The sequence below is a fragment of the Mesorhizobium sp. M1348 genome, from assembly GCF_040317925.1.
Classification (GTDB): domain Bacteria; phylum Pseudomonadota; class Alphaproteobacteria; order Rhizobiales; family Rhizobiaceae; genus Mesorhizobium.
In genome coordinates, this window is the sequence record NZ_JAMYLH010000006.1 from 275,129 (window position 1) to 292,869 (window position 17,741).

A 17,741-nucleotide genomic window follows, 5' to 3' on the forward strand; every position below is an offset into this window, starting at 1 on the left:
GATGGCCGCAGGCGAGGCTCTTCTGCCCATCGAAGTACCGCCTCTTTCCGCCGGTGCACCACTACCTCACGTCTTTGCCGACGAAGACAAGTTGCTGGTCGCCTATATCGTCAACAAGACGGATCCGTCATTCGATGGGACGAATCCGCGCTCGGTTTCGCCTGTAACCAACGGCCAATCGGTTGCGATCCTGACGGCAAAGCCTTGCCTAGCACTTCAATTCGGCCTGCCGAACGATGAGGCCTTGAGCGGCCATCGGCTCTACAAACTGGGCTTGCAGCCCTATGCTGCATTTGAGGTACTCAACTCGTCATGGATCGGTTCGCTGGAACAGGCAAATCGAGTTCACAGTTCTCATCAGCCTGGGCTGTTTTCTGGCTATCGGCACTTCATCTTCACTTTCCACGACTCGACGCTTGAATTTGTCGCGGAGAGCTTTTCGATGAGCTGTCGCGACGGGTCGGTTCTGACCTCGTTGATGGCGGCCATCAGTCCCAGCGTCACGGCGCTGCCAGACAAACGAATACGGCTTCTCGACCGGCTTTGGCGACGCGACTGATCCGCTGGTCCATCAGCCTTGACCGCAGCGACGTTTGGTCGGAGACTCCGGACGTTGCCAGTGCCTGAAACCGGGCAGACGTGGCAAACGGAGGAGCAAGCAACATGGCGATTTCACGCAAGGAAGAGGCTCGGGCGCTGAGCGCCGACGAACGCGCTCTCGTCGAGAAGTCGCACCATCCAGCGGTACAGCATCTTGCCGACGCCGAACTCGCCAGCCTGGTCAAGCTCCTAAGGGGACGGCGCGACAAGGCCCAGACCGAGGCGCATCGCCGCCGCCGCGAAATGCGCGGCAAGGGTGCGCCAAAGGGCGCCGGCGCCTCGAAGGCCGATGAAGGTTCGCAGTTGAAGCTGGCGGTTCTGGCGATGACCATGCGGCGGCTCAATGGCGAGGCCGAACGCCGCCGCCAGTTGGCAGCGCGTGTTTCGCTGGTCGAGAATGCACGCAAGGCGCTGTCCATGAAGCAAGGCGCTGCGGCAGACGGTCCCGAGTTCAACACGCGCACCGCGCACAAAGGCATGCGCGCGATCGTGAGCCGGCGGCCCGAGAATCTGATCCGGCCGATGGAACTCGGCCGGCAGCGGCAGGCGGCAAAGGTGGCGCAGGCAAAGCGCGACGCCCGCTGAGTTTTCTTGGCCGCCTTCTTTTGCTCTGGAAGCCTGTCTGGCGGGAATTGCCTCTTTATCGACACGCTGATGCGGGTAGAGTGCGGCTGATTTTCAATCAACCGCTTCGGAGTTCATGCTCGCACGCCTGTTCGTGATCTTCGGTGGGCTTCTCGTGCTGGTGCTGTGTGCGGCGCTGGTGGTGCCGTACTTTGTCGACTGGACAGGTTACCGTGCCGATTTCGAGCGCGAGGCCAGTGCCGTTCTGGGCCGCAAGGTGACCGTGCGAGGCGATGCGACGGCAAGGTTGCTGCCGTTCCCCTCGGTGACCTTTTCCAACGTCGCCGTTGCCGGTGGCCCCAACGGCCAGCCGGCGATGACCGTCGAAACCTTTTCGATGGATGCAGAACTCGCGCCATTCCTGCGCGGCGAGGTGCTGATCTTCGACATGCGCCTGGTGCGGCCGAAGGCGACGATCGACATCGCCGCCGACGGCACGGTCGACTGGACGATACGGCCGTCCTCGCCCTTCGATCCCGGTCAGATCTCCATCGAGAAGCTGACGGTGACGGAAGGACAGATCGCGCTCAGCCACGCCGCCGGCGGGCGCAGCCATCTTATTTCCGAGATCAACTCGACGATCTCGGCCAAGTCGCTGGCCGGCCCCTGGCGGCTGGACGGCTCGCTGTTGCTGGACGGGTTGCGGACCACGATCGCCGCTTCCACCAGCAAGGCCGAACCGGACGGGCAAATGCGGCTCAGGCTCAAGGCCGATCCGGATGACTATCCGCTGGTCGTCGAGACCGACGGCAATGTGGGCCTCGTCGAGGGCGCCGCGGTCTATTCGGGCCAGTTCAAGATATCGGGCGCAGACCGGGCTGCGGAGCAGCTGCCCGGCACCGGCGGCGAGGCGCTGAAAGTCAGCGCCGGCAAACCGGACCCGGGCTTCAGGCTGAACGGCAAGTTTTCGCTCGATCACCAGAAGCTCGGCGTCGACGAATTCCGCTTCGAGACGGGACCGCTCGACAATCCCTACACCGCCGACGGCAAGGCTGCGGTCGACCTTGGGCTGAAGCCGCATTTCTTGATCGAGGCCGATGGCGCGCAGGTGCAGTTCGACGAGGCCGTGGGGGCGGCGGCCGGTGCCGGATTGACGCTGTCCGAGCGGGTGGCGGCGCTGGAGCAGGCGCTGCTCGATCTGCCGAAGCCGACCATACCGGGCACGGTCGAGGTGAAACTGCCGGCGGTGGTGGCAGGCGACACCACGGTTCGCGACGTGCATCTGTCCGCCGAGCCGGCCGAGGGCGGCTGGGCGGTAAAATCGCTGGCCGCCACGCTGCCCGGCCGCGCCAAGCTGGAAGCCAACGGCATGGTCAGCGTCGAGGACCATTTCGGTTTCACCGGATCGCTGCTTCTGGCGGTGGCGCAGCCCTCGGGCTTTGCCGCCTGGCTGTCGAAGGACGTCGACGAGGCGATCCGCCGCTTGCCGGCCGCCGGCTTCAAGGCCAAGGTGGATTTGAGCGAGAAGCACCAGGCCTTCAGCGATCTCGAACTCATCCTCGGCAAGGCAAAGTTCTCCGGCCGCATCGATTCCAGCCAGCCCGACGACACCAGGCCATCGGTGCTGATGCAACTGGAAGGCGGCGAACTCGACGTCGATGGGCTCGCCGCCTTCGCCTCGATCTTTGTCAGCGACAAGGGCGCCAACCGCTTTTCCGATCGCGACCTCGATTTCCAGATCGAGGCCGGGCCGGTCAGCGCCGGCGGCTTAACCGCCGATAGCGTCGATACTGCACTTAGATTACGGGACGGGTTGCTTGAGATCGACCGACTGTCGGTCGGCGGACTTGCCGGCGCCTCGATCAGCGCCACCGGCCGGATCAAGGATTTCCCGGCGAGCCCGACCGGCAAGCTCGACGCCTCGGTGGTCGCCGTCGACCTCAAGCCGCTGATCGACGTCGCCGTCCAGCATTATCCGGACAACGCGGTGCTGAGGGGGCTGGCGGAGCGTGCTGCGGCCTATCCCGAGCTGTTCCAGGATGCGCGTATCGACGCGGTCACGAGTGCCGCAGACAATGGCGATGGTACGACCGGACTGGCAATGAGCGCACAGGGCAAGGCCGGTGGTTCGGCCTTTTCGGCGTCATTGTCCGGCAAAGGGGCGCTCGACCGGCCTCTCGAAGCGCCGGTGACGCTGACCTTCAATGCAAGGAACGCCGACGCCACCGCGCTTCTGGCGCTTTACGGTCTGCCGGCGCTGCCGCTCGGCATGCTCGGCGAGGCGACCACCGACGTCTCGGCCAAAGGCACGCTTGGCGGCGGCCTGGCGACACGCTTCAGCCTGGCCGGCAATGACTTCAAAGCTGGTTTCGACGGGACAATTGCCGACACGCCTCAGGGCGCGGCCGCCAAGGGCAAGGTCAGCCTTGAAACGGCCGATATCGAGCCATGGCTGATGACGACCGGCGTCGGCCTGCCCGGCATGGGGACCGGCATGTCGACGTCGCTTGCTGCCGATGCCGACTACGGCAATGGTCTCCTGGTGCTGAGCGGCCTCAGCGGCGCCGTCAACGAAGCGGCGGTTTCCGGTGACGTAAATATCGACGTCAAAGAGGGGCTGCCGCATCTTGCCGGCGCGCTGTCGCTGGACGAGCTGGACCTCGATCCCATGGCGGTGATGCTGTTCGGCGACCAGGCCTTCCTTGTCAATGACGGGGCCTGGCCGACAGCACCGTTCAGCCAGAAATCCAGTCTGCCATTTACCGCCGATCTCGATCTGACGGCGGCGTCGCTTTCCGCCGGCCCGCTTGCCACCGCCTATGACGCTGCGCTGTCGCTGCAGCTCGACCAGGAGGGCATCCGCGTTTCCGACCTCAAGGCAAAATTCCTCGGCGGCGAGTTGAGTGGCCTGTTCGAGCTCAAGAACAATGACGGCACCGGGCTTTTCTCCGGTCAGATGAAACTCGCCGCCGCCGATCTGGCAGTCGTGCTGCCGGAGGCCGGCATCAGCGGAAGCGGCGATTTCTCGACGGCGCTTTCGACCAGCGGCAAATCGGTCGACGCGATGGTCGCGGCGCTGTCCGGTTCCGGCACGGCGACGCTGAAGGGCATGACTATTGCCGGCTTTAATCCCGATGCCTTTGGCGCATTCATCGCCAAGGCCGACGCGATAGGGCGCGATATCGACGCGTCGAAGACTGCCGGCTTTGTACCGCAGATCGCCGCTGCGGGAAGTTTTCCGGCGCAGGACACCGATATTGCCTTCACCATCGCCGGCGGCACGCTGAGGGCGCCGCCCGTCAAATTCGAAAGCCCGGGCGCGACGCTGTCCGCCGACATCACCGCCGATCTGAACACCAGCACCGTCGATGCCAAGGGCGAGATCGCCTATCGACCCGGCGATGAGGCGCTGGTCGGCTCCGAACCGATTTTGAATTTCAGCGTCGACGGTCCGTTCGGCGCCACCCAACGGCAGTTCGACAGCGAGCCGCTGGCACAGTTCCTGACCCAGCGTGCGCTGGAAAAGGAGCAGCAGCGGGTCGAAGCCATGCAAGCCGCACTGCTCGAGAAACAAAGGCTGCGGCGTGAGGTGCGCTACTACGCTGCCCTGCAAACCGAGCGTGAAAGAGCGGCGGAGGAACGGCGCAAGCAGGAGGAAGCGGCGCGGCTGAAGGCTGAGGCCGACGCCAGGGCAAAGGCTGAAGCCGAGGCTCAGGCCCAAGCCGAAGCGGAGGCGAGGGCGCAGGCTGAAGCCAAGGCGAAGGCTGAAGCGGACGCCAAGGCAAAGGCCGAAGCTGAGGCGCAGGCCCAAGCCGAAGCGGAGGCCAGGGCGCAGACTGAAGCCAAGGCGAAGGCGGATGCAGCGGCGAAGGCCGAAGCCGAGGCCAAGGCGAAAGCCGAGGCGGCTGCAAAGGCCAAAGCGGATGCCGAAGCCAAAGCCAAGGCGGCGCAACAGGCTGCCGAGGAAGCAGCGCAGGCCGAAGAACAGCAACGCCAGAGGGCGGAAGAGGCGTTGCGGATCGCCTCGGAAGAAAAGGCAAAGCTCGACGCCGAACGCAAGGCCGCGGCGGAGCAAGCGCAGAAAGCGGAACGGGCGCCACCGGCCGCAAATAACGTGCCATCGCCAGTGCAGCCCCCGCCAAAGCTCAAGTTCGATCCCTCGTCGATCGACGATCTGCTAAAATCGCTGAATGGCGGGTGACGGCGCATCCCTTACGCGTCGCGTCCAGCAAGCAAGCGCTTCAGCATCGGCTCGATCCGCCCGAGTTCGTCGAGATGAGCGGCTGACAGATCGGCGAGACTGTCGTCGGCGCGCTCGGTCAGCCGCAGCAGCACGCGGCGGTGGTCCTCCTCGTCGTGGTCCCTCGCGACGAGCCCGGCTTCGCAAAGACGGTTGACCAATTCCACGGCGCTGTGATGGCGGATGCGCAGGCGCTCCGCGAGGTCACCAATGGCCACCGGCCCTCCGCCGGGAAATCCCTTGATCGCAAGCAGGGCCTGATGCTGGCGTGGCGTCAGGCCGGCTTCCTGCGCCTGGATCTGGCTGAATTCGAGAAAGCAGCGGATCAGGTAACGAAATTCGGACAGCCTCTGGTAATCGGCCGCCCCGATCGTTGCGCCGCGCTTTTGTGGCTTCGAAGTGTCTGCCATCGATTCCTTTCCGACAAAGCCGCAAACGGGCCTTGAACATTTATATCGTGTTACGATACAGAGCGAACCAACATGGCTGGTGCCCCGCCATCTTCGGTGGCACGGCCGGCGACCGATCCGCAAGTCGGCACGCGCCAGAAAGCAAGGTTTGCAAATGAAATCCGATCACGCCAACCCCGGCCATCTGCGCGATTTTACCACCGATGCCCGGGTGCTGCTCATTGCCGGCATAGCGGTGGTGGTGGCGACGGCAGGGTTGTTTGCCGGCATTGCCCTTTTGAAGCTGATCCGGCTTGCCACGAACATCGCCTATTTTGGCCAGTTCACGCTCGCCGACCTGAGACTGCAGGATACGCCGCTTGGCTATGCCTCGGTATTTGTTCCGGTGGTCGGGGCACTGATCATCGGTGTGATGGCTCGCTTCGGAAGCGAAAAGATCCGCGGCCATGGCATTCCCGAAGCCATCGAGGCGATCCTGCTCGGACGCTCGCGGCTCGACGCCAAGGTGGCAATCCTGAAGCCGTTGTCGTCGGCAGTCTCGATCGGTACCGGCGGGCCATTCGGCGCGGAAGGGCCGATCATCATGACCGGCGGCGCCATCGGTTCGCTGATCGCGCAGATGCTGCCGGTCAGCGACAATGAACGCAAGACGCTGCTGGTGGCGGGTGCGGCGGCCGGCATGACCACCGTGTTCGGAACGCCGATCGCCGCCATCATGCTTGCAGTGGAATTGCTGCTCTTCGAATGGACGCCGCGCAGCTTCATTCCCGTGGCGGTCGCCGCGATCATTGCTGCGGTCGAGCGCACCATGCTGCATCTGCCGGGGCCGATCTTCCCGTTTCAGGGCGGAATGGAGGTTTCATTTCCCGGCCTTGCCAGCTGGGTGCTGGTCGGCATGGCAGCCGGGCTGCTATCGGGGTTGCTGACCCAGATGGTCTATGCCTGCGAGGACGGTTTCCAGAAGCTGCCCATCCACTGGATGTGGTGGCCGATGCTCGGCGGCCTGGTGGTCGGCATCGGCGGGCTGATCGAGCCGCAGGCACTCGGCGTCGGCTATGACAATATCGCCAACATGCTGGATGGCCGCACGATAGCGACCGCTGCGCTCACCCTGTTAGTGGTGAAGGCGATCATCTGGTCGGTCGCACTCGGCTCGGGAACGTCGGGAGGTGTGCTGGCGCCGCTGCTGATCATGGGCGGGGCGATGGGCGCGGTCCTCGCCGGCTTCCTGCCGGCCGCGGATCCGGGCTTCTGGGCGCTGCTGGCGATGGCGGCGACAATGGGCGGCACCATGCGTGCACCGCTGACCGCCACGTTCTTTGCGGTTGAACTGACCGGCAACACCCATGTCCTGGTGCCGCTGATCGCGGCGACTGCCACCGCGCATGCGGTGACCGTGCTGTTGATGAAGCGTTCGATCCTCACCGAAAAAATCGCACGGCGAGGGCATCACATGGTTCGCGAATACCGTGTCGATCCGTTCGCCCTGACCAGGGTGCGCGAGGTGATGACCAGCGAGGTCGAGAGCGTGCCGGCGACGATGTCGCTGCACGGCGCGGCAGCGTTCCTGACGGCGCCCGAGACACGGCATCCGAGCTTTCCGGTCGTCGATGAAGAAGGCCACGTGCTCGGCGTCATCGATCCGCCGGCGATTCTGCGCTGGAGACGCGCCGGCAAGCACCGCACGACGACGCTTGGCGAACTGCTGGCCGGCAGCAAGGTCACGCTGGCCTATCCGGATGAGTATCTCGAGGGCCTCTCCGACAAGCTGCTGATGGCGAACGTGTCCCATTTGCCGGTCGTCACGCGAGAAAATGCCCGGCTGGTGGGCTATGTCGGCTGGAAGGACCTGATGCGTGTCAGATCGAAGAAGCAGGCCGAAGAACGCGACCGCTCGGCTTTGCTGGGCTTCCGTATCCGGCGCAGGAAACAGGATAGCGTCGCCTGAAGGCTACAACTTGCCGCGCTTGGCCCAATCCAGCACATAGAGCCTGAGTGCCGAGGAGAGGTTGGCATCGCGCGGGCGGCTCTCGTCGATTTCGGCGACAAGAGCGGCGAGCGTCAGTTTTCGCACGGCCGCGATGGCGACCAGGTCGTCGTAAAAAGGCTTTTCAAGCGAATAGCTGGTGCGGTGGCCGCGAATGGTGACCGAGCGCTTTTCGACCGGGCTCACGCGACCGCCCTCACACTTCAAGCATCGGATTTGTCCGAATCGCCCGATTTTTCGCGGCGATGGCCGGCGACCAATTTGTCGGCCTTGTCGGCGATCAGGCGGTCGCGATCCCGGCTGGTTTTGGAACGGCCATGCAGCGCCCGGTTCTGTTCGGCTAGGCGCTCCTTCTCGGCTCGCGCCTTCTGCTTGCGTGCCTGACGGAGATTGACGATCTCGGCCATGTCACGCCGCCTGTCGGGTCACTTCTTGCGGAAGGCGTCGAGCGACACCACGTCGGCGCCCTTGGCGCCGGCGTCGGCCGCGGCAGGCTTCTTTTCCGCCTCAGCGGTTTTCTTCTTCGTCTCAGGCTTTTTCTCGGCGACGATAGCCAGCGGCTCGGGAGCAGGCTTGGCCTTTGTCTCCTGTTCAGCCGGGGTATCCGTCTTGACATCGAATTCGAGCTCGAAGTTGACGGACGGATCGTAAAAGCCGCGCACGGCCGAGAACGGGATTTCCAGTTTCTCCGGCACGTCGGAAAACGACAGCCCGACTTCGAAACCGGTGTCGCTCACCTTCAGGTCCCAATACTGGAACTGGATGACGATGGTCATCTGTTCGGGATAGCGCTCGCGCAGCCGCGACGAGACGCGCACGCCCGGCGCGCCGGTGAGAAAGGTGATGAAGAAATGATGGTTGCCCGGGAGACCGGTGCGCGCGACCTCGGCCAGGACCTTGCGCATGACGCCGCGCAACGCCTCCTGGGCCAGAATGTCGTAGCGGATGTGGTCGTCGGCCATGTGGCTGTCGGGTTCCGTTGAATCGTCCTGATAGCTGTAATCAAGCTTGAGCGCGGCGTAAACCGGATATAGATCGCCGGCGTGCGGAAGCGAAGCCCATTGGCGACGATTTGATCGTCAAACGGCTTTGATCGTCAAGCGCTGGCGAGCGCGCCCTGTTTGCTCGCCCGGGCCACAGGCTGCCGCTTGCCGAAGGCGCGCAGGAAGGTGCGCACGCCATTTGTCGCCGATTGCACCACCTCGTCCTCGGTCGGTGTACCGCCGAGCATGAACGTCGTCTGCAACTCGGCATTGGCAAGCGCCATGAACTGGCGCGCTGCGACATCGGGATCGTCGATATCAAGGAAGCCCGCATGAGCGAGGCGGGCGAAGCGGGCGGCGATCGCCGGCCATGTCCTGCCCGGTCCTTCTTCGCGCCATTCGGCGAACAACTCGGGATAGCGCCCGCCCTCGGTCTGGATCAGCTTGCGCAGGAATTTGCCGTCGCGGTTGCAGATGCAGTTGTGGTTCATCCGCACAGCAAAGGCGATGAGGTCGGCCTCGAGATCCTTCGGCTGATCGGGAAAAGTGGAAATCGTGGCAAAGATGCCGGCATTGCAACGTTCGGTGAGGTCACGGACGATGGCAACGAAGAGTTTTTCCTTGTCGCCGTGATGATTGTAGATGGTCTGGCGGGAGACGCCGGCCTCGGCGGCAATCATGTCGATATTGGCACCGGCAAAGCTTTCGCGGCAGAAGACCGAGGCGGCGGCATCGACAATCGACATCCGCTTGGCCTCATGGCCCCGCGGCGGGAAAATGTCAGGAGAAACGTTGGCCTTCATGCAAAACTATATAGAGGTGGTTGACGAATTAGACAAGCCTGTCTAAATTTGTGGACTTGCACGAAGGGGTTTCGTTCCGCAGAAGAGTCGGAACTCCACGGGATGGAACGTCCTAGGGTTACACGTCGGTCCTCGGCGGCAACCAGAATTCGAAAGAGCCTGCTATCATGAACGCCAAATTCCTCCGCATTGCGGTCGTGCTCGGCCTATTGTCCGCGATCGGCCCGTTTGCCATCGACATGTATCTTCCGGCCCTGCCGTCGATCGGTGAGGATCTGCATGCCGGCACCGCCGCGGTGCAGATGAGCCTGCTGATCTTCTTTCTTTCCATGGGCTTCGGCCAGATCGTCGTCGGACCGATCTCCGACATGGTCGGCCGCAAGCTGCCGCTCTACGGCGGCCTGGCGCTGTTTATGGTCGGCGGCGTCGGCTCGGCGCTGGCTCCCTCGATCGAATGGCTGATCGCCTTCCGCTTCCTGCAAGGGCTCGGCGCCAGCGCCGGCATGGCCGTGCCGCGCGCGATCGTGCGCGACCTGCATACCGGCACCGAGGCCGCCAAACTGATGTCGCTGCTGATGCTGGTGTTTTCGGTGTCGCCGATCCTGGCGCCGCTGACCGGTAGCCAGATCATCGAGAACTTCGGCTGGCGCGCCGTGTTCTGGACGGTGACGGGCGCGGCCGTGCTCGCCACCATCCTGCTGGCGACCTCGCTGAAGGAGACGCGGCCGGTCGAAGAGCGCGCCGGTTCGTCCTTCGGGACGGCACTTTCAGGCTACCGCTTCCTGATGGGCGACCGCAACTTCCTTGGCCTGACGGCCATTGCCGGCTTCGGCATTGCGAGCTTCTTCGTCTATCTGTCGAGCTCGTCCTTCATCCTGATCGACCATTACGGGCTGTCGCCTTCGGTCTACAGCGTGTTCTTCTCGATCAATGCGGTTGCCTTTATCGGCATGTCGCAGCTGACCGGGTTGCTATCGGAGCGGTTCGGGCTGCAGCGCGTGGTGCGCGTCGCGGTGACCGGCTATGCGACGACGATGGTGGTGCTGTTCGCGGTGATGGCATCGGGTGTCGACCGGCTCGACGTGATGGCGGCGTTGCTGTTCATCGGCTACGGCTTTCTCGGCCTGGTCATCCCGACGACGTCGGTGCTGGCCATGGAAGAGCATGGCGAGATCGCCGGCACCGCGTCGGCGCTGATGGGCACGCTGCACTTTGCCATCGGCGCGGTCGCCATGGGCGTCGCCGGCGTGTTTTTCGACGGCACGCCGCTGCCGATGGTGGCGGGCATCACGCTCTGCGCGGCGATCTCCTTCACGCTGGCCAAGATAACGCTCGGCCGCAGCCGGGACGCTGCGGAAGCGCCGGCGGAGTAAGCTTCACCTATCGAGACAAAAAGGCCGGGCGATGTTCCCGGCCTTTTCACGTTTGCGATCCCGGTTCAAAGCAGCCTATGCCTATATGACGGGTTCAGGACATGCAGCTTCGACATCTCAAGACCTTCGTGGCGGTCGCCACCACCTTGAACATCACGCGCGCCTCCGAGCGGGTTCATCTTGCCCAATCGAGCGTGACCGAACAGATCCAGGCGCTGGAAGCCGATCTGGGCACGTCGCTGTTCGAAAGGTCACGGCGTGGCTTGAAGCTGACGGCGGCGGGACAACGCCTGCTGGACTACGCAAACGATCTCCTCGACCTCGCGGACGAAGCCCGTTCCGCTGTCGCCGACGCGAGCGGCACGGTTGCCGGTCGCCTGACTGTCGGCGGCCTGGAGACGCTTTGCTCGACACGCTTGCCAGGTTTGCTGGGGGAATTCCATCGGCGCCATCCCGATGTGGAACTGAACCTCAAGGCGGACGATAGCAGTGGGTTGCGTGCCGGCGTGACAAGCGGGGCGCTGGACGTATCTTTCCATTTCGGAGCCGTCCCGGCGGCGGCACCGGAGCTGCGAAGCGAGGAGGTGGCAGAAGAAGAGCTCGTCATCATATTGCCGGCAAATCACCGGTTGGCCGGATATTCTGCCATAACGCCCGACGATCTGGCCGACGAGGCCTTCCTCGTCACCCAGCCCGGTTGCGTCTATAGGCGGATGTTCGACGAAACGTTTGCAGCGACGCTGCCCGACCGTCCGAGGCTGGTTGGCGAATTCGCCAGCATGGGCGCGATACGGAGCCTTGTTGAAGGCGGTCTTGGATGCGCGCTGGTCCCGCGTCTCGTGGCTTCCGCGGCTGACGCCAATATCGTCGTGCTGCCCTGGGTCGGAAGCAGCCCGGTGGCGCCGGTCACCATGGTATGGCGCCACCGGCGCATTCAAGCGCCGGTCTTGCGGCTGTTCCTCGCAATGGTTCGCGAAATCTGGCCGTCACTAGACCAGCCGCTGGCCACCATCAACATGAAGCACCGTTCCGGTGATGAAGCCGTTATGCATCAGGGACGCGATGGCTTGGGCAACGTCGGCTGCCTGGCCGATCCGGCCGACGAGCAGACGCTTTGCCATGGCGTCCAGCGCGACGGTCTTTCCGCTGCCGACGACGGCATCCCAAATCGGCGTGTCGACCCAGCCCGGCGAGACGACGTTGACGCGGATCGGCGCCAGTTCGACGGCAAGCGCGTAGGCGAGTGAGCCAAGGGCCCCATTAACGGCTGCCACCACCGAGCCTTTCGCCGCCGGACGATAGGCGGCGATGCCCGAGGTCAGCGTGATCGATCCCCTGGGCGTCAGACGAGGCGCGCCATGTTTGGCAAGAAGAAGCGGTCCGACGACTTTGGAATCCATCACTTTCCGCGCCAACGAGATGTCCATCTCGGCAAGCAACACATAGACGCCGGTAACGTCGGCGGCGGTCGAGACGATGTGGTCGAGCGTACCGACATCCTGGAACAGCCGCTGGACCTCTTCCTCGCTTGTGACGTCGGCTGCGATCGTCCTCAGCCTTTCCGGGTGAGGCAAGCGCTGCCGTGCGGCCGACAACCGGTCCTCGGAGCGGCCGACGATCGTAACCTCGGCGCCGGCGGCAAGCCGCTGTTCGGCCAGCGACAGCCCCATGCCGGAACTGCCGCCAACGATCAGGATGCGTTCGTGTTTTGGTGTGGTTTCCTGGTTCATCTTGTCTCCATCAGGTAGCTCGCAGGGTGTGACCACACGCGGCGAGAAACTGAGGCCTTGTCCCGCAAAGGCATGAGAGAAGGGAAACGGGAAGATACGAATGCTGCCATCGGAGGTTCCGATGATGGGAAGCCCCTGGGCTTTCGCCTCAGCCTGAGACGCCTCAGCCTGAGACGTTGACGATGCGCGATTTTCTGTGTAGCAGCGATCATCATGAAGATCGCAATGGTTCTTGCAGTGGTAGGAAAGCGCACGGGCAGGATGGTGTAACCATCCGGCGACAGCCACCCGTGCGCGACAAACAGGCTCCCGACGGGGCCTTTTTTTATGCCCGAAATTCTTCTTACGCCCGATTTCGGCGATGCCCCGTCAACCCATCCTCATCACGCTACGGGACAGAACCATGACAAGCGATAATTCCATTCAGCATACGAGCAACCGCATGACAGGGGCGGAGATCGTTCTCCGCGCACTCAAAGACAATGGTGTGGAGCATATTTTCGGCTATCCCGGCGCGGCCATATTGCCGATCTATGACGAGATATTCCAGCAGGACGACATCAAGCATATCCTCGTGCGCCACGAACAGGGCGCCGGCCATGCCGCCGAGGGTTATGCCCGGTCCACGGGCAAGGTCGGCGTGATGCTGGTCACATCAGGCCCGGGCACGACGAATGCCGTGACGCCCCTGCAGGACGCGCTGATGGATTCAGTGCCGATCGTCTGTCTGTCCGGACAAGTGCCGACAACATTGATTGGCTCCGATGCCTTTCAGGAATGTGACACGATTGGCATCACGCGATCCTGCACCAAGCACAACTCTTTGGTCAAAGACGTCAATGACCTGGCGTCATCGATCCATAGGGCATTCCACATCGCCCGGTCGGGGCGACCGGGGCCTGTTCTCGTCGACATGCCAAAGGACGTTCTGTTTGCGTCTGGAATGTACACGCCGCCTTCGGGTGTTGCTGCGCTGAAAAATTATCAACCGAAGCTGCAGGGCGATATCGGCAAGATCGGCCAGGCGCTAGAATTGATGGCCAATGCCAGCCGTCCCGTTATTTATGCCGGCGGCGGCATCGTCAATTCCGGCCCGGAAGCATCGAGATTGCTCCGGGAGCTGGTTCAACTGACCGACTTTCCGGTCACCTCGACGCTGATGGGCCTTGGAGCTTACCCCGCCTCCGGCAAGAACTGGCTCAAGATGGTCGGTCTGCATGGTTCCTATGAGGCGAATATGGCGATGCACGATTGCGACGTCATGATCTGTGTCGGCGCCCGCTTCGATGACCGCGTGACCTCGCGTGTGGATGCTTTTTCGCCGAACTCCAGGAAGATCCATATCGATATAGATCCGTCCTCGATCAACAAGAACGTCCACGTCGATATCGGCATACAAGGCGATGTCGGCAATGTTCTGGGTGACATGGTTCGTCTATGGCGCGCAGTGCCTCGCAAACCGGATGGAAGCCGCCTTCAGGACTGGTGGAGAAGGATCGCCGGCTGGCGCGCGCGCAATTCATTCTCCTATGAGATGAACAAGGACGCGATCATGCCGCAATATGCGGTGGAGCGTCTCTACGCGCTGACGAAGGATCGCGACACCTTCATCACCACTGAAGTCGGCCAGCATCAGATGTGGGCGGCCCAATTCTACGGCTTCGAAAGGCCGAACCGCTGGATGAGTTCCGGCGGCCTCGGGACGATGGGCTACGGCCTACCGGCGGCGCTGGGCGTGCAGATCGCGCATCCGGACAGCCTCGTCATCGATATCGCCGGCGACGCATCGGTTCAGATGACCATGAAAGAGCTGTCGACTGCAGTCCAGTACGACGCGCCGATCAAGATCTTCATCCTGAACAACGGATATATGGGCATGGTTCGCCAGTGGCAGCAAATTCTTCACGGCAACCGCCTCGCGCATTCCTATTCCGAGGCCTTGCCCGATTTCGTCAAATTGGCCGAAGCATTCGGAGCGGTCGGCCTGCGCTGCGACAAACCAGCCGACCTTGACGATGCGATACAGGAAATGATCGACGTGGACCGGCCGGTGCTCCTTGACTGTCGTGTTGCCAAGCTCGCCAATTGTTTTCCAATGATCCGGACGGGCAGGGGCCACAATGAGATGCTGTTGCCCGAAGAGGCCACAGGTGAAACATTCGCCGGTGCGATCGATGCGATCAGCCACGGGCTGGTATGAACGCCGTGGCATCTTGGGCCTATCAGGGCGAATAAAAAGCCCGCCGACGAGCCTGCAGCTGCACATATCAAAAGGGGAGAAATGGAGGTTTCTGTTGCCAGGTACCTCCGAACCCCGCCTAGAAGTGCGAACCACTAGGGCTTGAATTGAAGCTATCGCACCGCTTACGCGGCGAGACGTGCTTCCGCATAGTTGTCGTTGGCAACTATAAGTTTAGCCCGATAACGGTGGTACAATGCCGGGCAAAAGTACGATCTTTACACCTTCGTCGATCCTATTTCGCCCCCAGCAAAAGCCGCTCCTGAACCGCGGTTTTTGGTGGAGGCGCCGGGTACCGCCCCCGGGTCCGAACGGCTTATTTCATCGCCTGTTTATCGCCATAGTCGGTCGAGCCGACGAGGCGAATATAGGGACTGGCGGTGGAAAATGAAAGGCCGGAATGCCACTTTCGCCCGTGTCAAAGTGGATTATCAAGGGGTTGACTTGCAGCCGGTCTCAACCGAAGCTTTGTGGCGGTGAGGAGACCCAGCGCATACTTGCGGCAGCGCGCCACAATCCTCATCGACCGGATCCCGTGGCGCCGACGAGGGGAAATTCGATGGCCGATTATCTCGCAGACGTAAAGAAATATGATGCGGCGGCCGATGCCGACGCGGTCGCCAAGATCGTCAAGCATCTGGGCATCGCGCTCAGGAACCGCGATTCCTCGCTGGTGTCCTGCACCGACCCGGAGGAACTGAAGCGCGTCAGGAACAGCTGGATCGCCGGCAAGCTCGGCGTCACCGACGGCGCCAAGGCGGATGCGGCTATCGAAAAGACCTGCAAGGCGATGGCGGCCGACAACAGCAAGAGCCGGGTGACGTTCTATTACCTCGTCGCCAAGGATCTGGGCATGCTCGGCTCGCTCTGAACAACCTCGCCGCCGGTGTCGGTGGGCTCCGGTGGAATCGTCTCGCTTTGCTGTGTTCGGCGGACGGTCATTCGGCTATGATGGCTGACAACCCGAATCGGACCGGACCCGATGCGCCAGTATCTCGACCTTCTGAAGCATGTGCTGGAAAACGGCGCCGATCGCGGCGACCGTACCGGCACCGGAACGCGCTCGGTATTCGGCTACCAGATGCGCTTCGACCTGGCCCGCGGCTTTCCGGTCACCACCACCAAGAAGCTGCACCTGAAGTCGATCATCCACGAGCTTTTGTGGTTCCTGGCCGGTGACACCAACATCAAATATCTCAACGATCACGGCGTCTCGATCTGGGATGAGTGGGCCGACGAGAATGGCGATCTCGGCCCGGTCTATGGCAAACAGTGGCGGTCGTGGCCGGACGGCCATGGCGGCGCCATCGACCAGATTGCGAATCTTCTGAAGGAAATACGCAAAAATCCTAATTCGCGGCGGCTGATCGTTTCGGCGTGGAACCCGGCCGAGGTGGAGGCCATGGCGTTGCCGCCCTGCCACTGCCTGTTCCAGTTCTATGTTTCGGAAGGCAAGCTTTCCTGCCAGCTCTACCAGCGTTCGGGCGATATCTTTCTCGGTGTGCCGTTCAACATCGCGTCCTATGCGTTGCTGACGCTGATGGTGGCGCAGGTGACCGGACTGAAACCCGGCGATTTCATCCACACGCTCGGCGACGCACACCTTTATTCGAACCATTTCGAGCAGGCGCGCGAGCAATTGCGGCGCACGCCCAAGGCGTTGCCGACGCTATGGATAAATCCCGAGGTGAAGGATCTCTTTGCCTTCCGCTTCGAGGATTTCCGGCTCGAGAACTATTTCGCCGACGCGACGATCAAGGCGCCGATCGCGGTCTAGGACCTACCTGACTGTCCATATCGAAACTGCCTACTGCGGCTGCGCCCTCGTTTGCCCGTGCCGCGGGTACTGATTTCATGTGATATTTCCTTTGGCCTCGATACCGCTGTATCCAACGGAGGTTATCGCACGCCGAGAAACCTGAGCTCAGAATGCCGTCGCCGGTAAAGAGCCTTTCCTTGTTATGTTCACATGGATATATCGATGGACGGCTGCGGGCGTTCCGAGACGAGGAGAGTTTCATGCTGGCGCGCAAAGGTTCGACGACGATTGCCATCGCGGGCCTCGCCGCCATGCTGATGGCCGCGGTGCCGGCGGCCCATGCCGATGACAAGGTGGTCGTGTTTGCTGCGGCGAGCCTGAAGGACGGGCTCGATGCCGTCAACAAGGCCTGCGAGGCCGATGTCGGCGAGGCGGCAACCATTTCCTATGCGGCGAGCTCGGCGCTGGCCAAGCAGATTGAAAGCGGCGCGCCGGCAGACCTGTTCATCTCTGCCGATCTCGACTGGATGAAGTATCTTGCCGAGAGGAAGCTGACCAAGCCCGAAACCGAAGTGAAATTGCTTGGCAACCAGATCGTGCTGATTGCGCCGCGGGATTCCAAGGTCGAGACCAGGATCGAAAAGGGGTTCGATCTTGCCGGGCTGGTCGGTGACGGCAAACTTGCCATGGGCGATGTCAAGGCGGTGCCGGCCGGCAAATACGGCAAGGCAGCCCTCGAATCGCTCGGTGTCTGGTCTTCCGTCGAAGGCAAGGTGGCGCAGGCCGAGAATGTGCGCGCCGCCCTAAAACTGGTTTCGACCGGCGAGGCAGCACTCGGCATCGTCTATGCCACGGATGCGCATGCGGAGCCCGGCGTGAAGGTGATCGGCACTTTCCCCGACAATACACATCCGCCGATCATCTATCCGGTTGCCCAGCTTGCGGATTCGAAGGGCAAGGATACCCCGGCGTTCCTGAAATGCCTGCAATCCGCCAAGGCTGGCGAACTCTTCAAGGCGCAAGGTTTTACCATGCTTGCGCCGAGCAACTGAC

General features: G+C 62.6%; 15 protein-coding genes, 1 other RNA gene and 1 pseudogene. 10 read left to right on the top strand and 7 right to left on the bottom strand.

Translation table 11 applies throughout. The features are described from left to right. Nucleotide 1 precedes the first annotated feature (1 nt). The 3 genes from NKH13_RS13805 (at nucleotide 2) to NKH13_RS13815 (ending at nucleotide 5,365) form a co-directional block, all read left to right on the top strand. Nucleotides 2-559, top strand: coding sequence for a hypothetical protein (locus tag NKH13_RS13805; protein WP_352912794.1), 558 nt, complete (start codon nucleotides 2-4; stop codon nucleotides 557-559). Nucleotides 560-663: 104 nt separating this feature from the next. Next, entirely contained in the window at nucleotides 664-1,185 is a 522-nt protein-coding gene (locus NKH13_RS13810; protein WP_352912795.1) for a hypothetical protein, read from the top strand. 115 nt (nucleotides 1,186-1,300) lie between these two features. Beyond that, entirely contained in the window at nucleotides 1,301-5,365 is a 4,065-nt protein-coding gene (locus NKH13_RS13815) for an AsmA family protein (protein ID WP_352912796.1), read from the top strand. An 11-nt stretch (nucleotides 5,366-5,376) separates the two neighbouring features. On the opposite strand, the gene NKH13_RS13820 is transcribed toward NKH13_RS13815, so the two are convergent. Further along, nucleotides 5,377-5,814, bottom strand: coding sequence for a MarR family winged helix-turn-helix transcriptional regulator (locus NKH13_RS13820; RefSeq protein ID WP_352912797.1), 438 nt, complete (start codon nucleotides 5,812-5,814; stop codon nucleotides 5,377-5,379). Nucleotides 5,815-5,968: 154 nt separating this feature from the next. On the opposite strand from NKH13_RS13820, the gene NKH13_RS13825 reads away from it, so the two are divergent. Continuing rightward, nucleotides 5,969-7,762, top strand: coding sequence for a chloride channel protein (locus tag NKH13_RS13825; protein ID WP_352912798.1), 1,794 nt, complete (start codon nucleotides 5,969-5,971; stop codon nucleotides 7,760-7,762). Nucleotides 7,763-7,765: 3 nt separating this feature from the next. Here the strand turns inward: NKH13_RS13825 and NKH13_RS13830 are convergent, their stop codons facing one another. The 4 genes from NKH13_RS13830 to NKH13_RS13845 form a co-directional block, all read right to left on the bottom strand. After that, nucleotides 7,766-7,987, bottom strand: coding sequence for a ribbon-helix-helix domain-containing protein (locus NKH13_RS13830; RefSeq protein ID WP_352450079.1), 222 nt, complete (start codon nucleotides 7,985-7,987; stop codon nucleotides 7,766-7,768). Nucleotides 7,988-8,004: 17 nt separating this feature from the next. Next, nucleotides 8,005-8,208, bottom strand: a complete 204-nt coding sequence (locus NKH13_RS13835) for a DUF4169 family protein (protein WP_352718988.1) — start codon at nucleotides 8,206-8,208, stop codon at nucleotides 8,005-8,007. Nucleotides 8,209-8,226: 18 nt separating this feature from the next. Next, complete coding sequence (locus NKH13_RS13840; RefSeq protein ID WP_023676707.1) at nucleotides 8,227-8,763, bottom strand: SspB family protein; 537 nt, start codon at nucleotides 8,761-8,763, stop codon at nucleotides 8,227-8,229. 134 nt (nucleotides 8,764-8,897) lie between these two features. Then, the gene (locus NKH13_RS13845; RefSeq protein ID WP_352450076.1) at nucleotides 8,898-9,587 is read right to left on the bottom strand and encodes a TetR/AcrR family transcriptional regulator; all 690 of its coding nucleotides are present in this window, start codon (nucleotides 9,585-9,587) and stop codon (nucleotides 8,898-8,900) included. A 167-nt stretch (nucleotides 9,588-9,754) separates the two neighbouring features. Between NKH13_RS13845 and NKH13_RS13850 the strand changes: the two genes are divergently transcribed. Further along, on the top strand, nucleotides 9,755-10,960 hold the full coding sequence (locus tag NKH13_RS13850; RefSeq protein WP_352718987.1) for a multidrug effflux MFS transporter: 1,206 nt from the start codon (nucleotides 9,755-9,757) through the stop codon (nucleotides 10,958-10,960). A gap of 101 nt (nucleotides 10,961-11,061) precedes the next feature. Then, a pseudogene (locus NKH13_RS13855) lies at nucleotides 11,062-11,877 on the top strand (LysR family transcriptional regulator); the annotation flags it as partial. 72 nt (nucleotides 11,878-11,949) lie between these two features. On the opposite strand, the gene NKH13_RS13860 reads toward NKH13_RS13855, so the two are convergent. After that, nucleotides 11,950-12,690 (bottom strand): SDR family oxidoreductase, encoded by a 741-nt coding sequence (locus NKH13_RS13860; RefSeq protein WP_352912799.1) that lies wholly within the window; start codon nucleotides 12,688-12,690, stop codon nucleotides 11,950-11,952. A gap of 403 nt (nucleotides 12,691-13,093) precedes the next feature. Between NKH13_RS13860 and NKH13_RS13865 the strand changes: the two genes are divergently transcribed. Then, nucleotides 13,094-14,890: an acetolactate synthase 3 large subunit gene (locus tag NKH13_RS13865; RefSeq protein WP_352912800.1), complete on the top strand. Its 1,797-nt coding sequence runs from the start codon at nucleotides 13,094-13,096 to the stop codon at nucleotides 14,888-14,890. Nucleotides 14,891-14,970: 80 nt separating this feature from the next. On the opposite strand, the gene ssrA is transcribed toward NKH13_RS13865, so the two are convergent. Further along, nucleotides 14,971-15,326: a transfer-messenger RNA gene (ssrA, locus tag NKH13_RS13870) on the bottom strand. 162 nt (nucleotides 15,327-15,488) lie between these two features. Between ssrA and NKH13_RS13875 the strand changes: the two genes are divergently transcribed. The 3 genes from NKH13_RS13875 to modA all read left to right on the top strand — a co-directional run bounded on the left by NKH13_RS13875 (nucleotide 15,489) and on the right by modA (nucleotide 17,740). Next, nucleotides 15,489-15,800: a DUF2853 family protein gene (locus tag NKH13_RS13875; RefSeq protein ID WP_352912801.1), complete on the top strand. Its 312-nt coding sequence runs from the start codon at nucleotides 15,489-15,491 to the stop codon at nucleotides 15,798-15,800. A 111-nt stretch (nucleotides 15,801-15,911) separates the two neighbouring features. Continuing rightward, nucleotides 15,912-16,706 (top strand): thymidylate synthase, encoded by a 795-nt coding sequence (locus NKH13_RS13880; protein ID WP_023676701.1) that lies wholly within the window; start codon nucleotides 15,912-15,914, stop codon nucleotides 16,704-16,706. Nucleotides 16,707-16,948: 242 nt separating this feature from the next. Next, nucleotides 16,949-17,740, top strand: coding sequence for a molybdate ABC transporter substrate-binding protein (gene modA / locus NKH13_RS13885; protein ID WP_352912802.1), 792 nt, complete (start codon nucleotides 16,949-16,951; stop codon nucleotides 17,738-17,740). Nucleotide 17,741: the final 1 nt, after the last annotated feature.

What these genes read in the sequence shown, in the direction of transcription:
- NKH13_RS13805 (WP_352912794.1), top strand. Translation starts at nt 2, where the DNA reads ATGGCCGCAGGCGAGGCTCTTCTGCCCATCGAAGTACCGCCTCTTTCC.
- NKH13_RS13810 (WP_352912795.1), top strand. Translation starts at nt 664, where the DNA reads ATGGCGATTTCACGCAAGGAAGAGGCTCGGGCGCTGAGCGCCGACGAA.
- NKH13_RS13815 (WP_352912796.1), top strand. Translation starts at nt 1,301, where the DNA reads ATGCTCGCACGCCTGTTCGTGATCTTCGGTGGGCTTCTCGTGCTGGTG.
- NKH13_RS13820 (WP_352912797.1), bottom strand. Translation starts at nt 5,814, where the DNA reads ATGGCAGACACTTCGAAGCCACAAAAGCGCGGCGCAACGATCGGGGCG.
- NKH13_RS13825 (WP_352912798.1), top strand. Translation starts at nt 5,969, where the DNA reads ATGAAATCCGATCACGCCAACCCCGGCCATCTGCGCGATTTTACCACC.
- NKH13_RS13835 (WP_352718988.1), bottom strand. Translation starts at nt 8,208, where the DNA reads ATGGCCGAGATCGTCAATCTCCGTCAGGCACGCAAGCAGAAGGCGCGA.
- NKH13_RS13840 (WP_023676707.1), bottom strand. Translation starts at nt 8,763, where the DNA reads ATGGCCGACGACCACATCCGCTACGACATTCTGGCCCAGGAGGCGTTG.
- NKH13_RS13845 (WP_352450076.1), bottom strand. Translation starts at nt 9,587, where the DNA reads ATGAAGGCCAACGTTTCTCCTGACATTTTCCCGCCGCGGGGCCATGAG.
- NKH13_RS13850 (WP_352718987.1), top strand. Translation starts at nt 9,755, where the DNA reads ATGAACGCCAAATTCCTCCGCATTGCGGTCGTGCTCGGCCTATTGTCC.
- NKH13_RS13860 (WP_352912799.1), bottom strand. Translation starts at nt 12,690, where the DNA reads ATGAACCAGGAAACCACACCAAAACACGAACGCATCCTGATCGTTGGC.
- NKH13_RS13865 (WP_352912800.1), top strand. Translation starts at nt 13,094, where the DNA reads ATGACAAGCGATAATTCCATTCAGCATACGAGCAACCGCATGACAGGG.
- NKH13_RS13875 (WP_352912801.1), top strand. Translation starts at nt 15,489, where the DNA reads ATGGCCGATTATCTCGCAGACGTAAAGAAATATGATGCGGCGGCCGAT.
- NKH13_RS13880 (WP_023676701.1), top strand. Translation starts at nt 15,912, where the DNA reads ATGCGCCAGTATCTCGACCTTCTGAAGCATGTGCTGGAAAACGGCGCC.
- modA (WP_352912802.1), top strand. Translation starts at nt 16,949, where the DNA reads ATGCTGGCGCGCAAAGGTTCGACGACGATTGCCATCGCGGGCCTCGCC.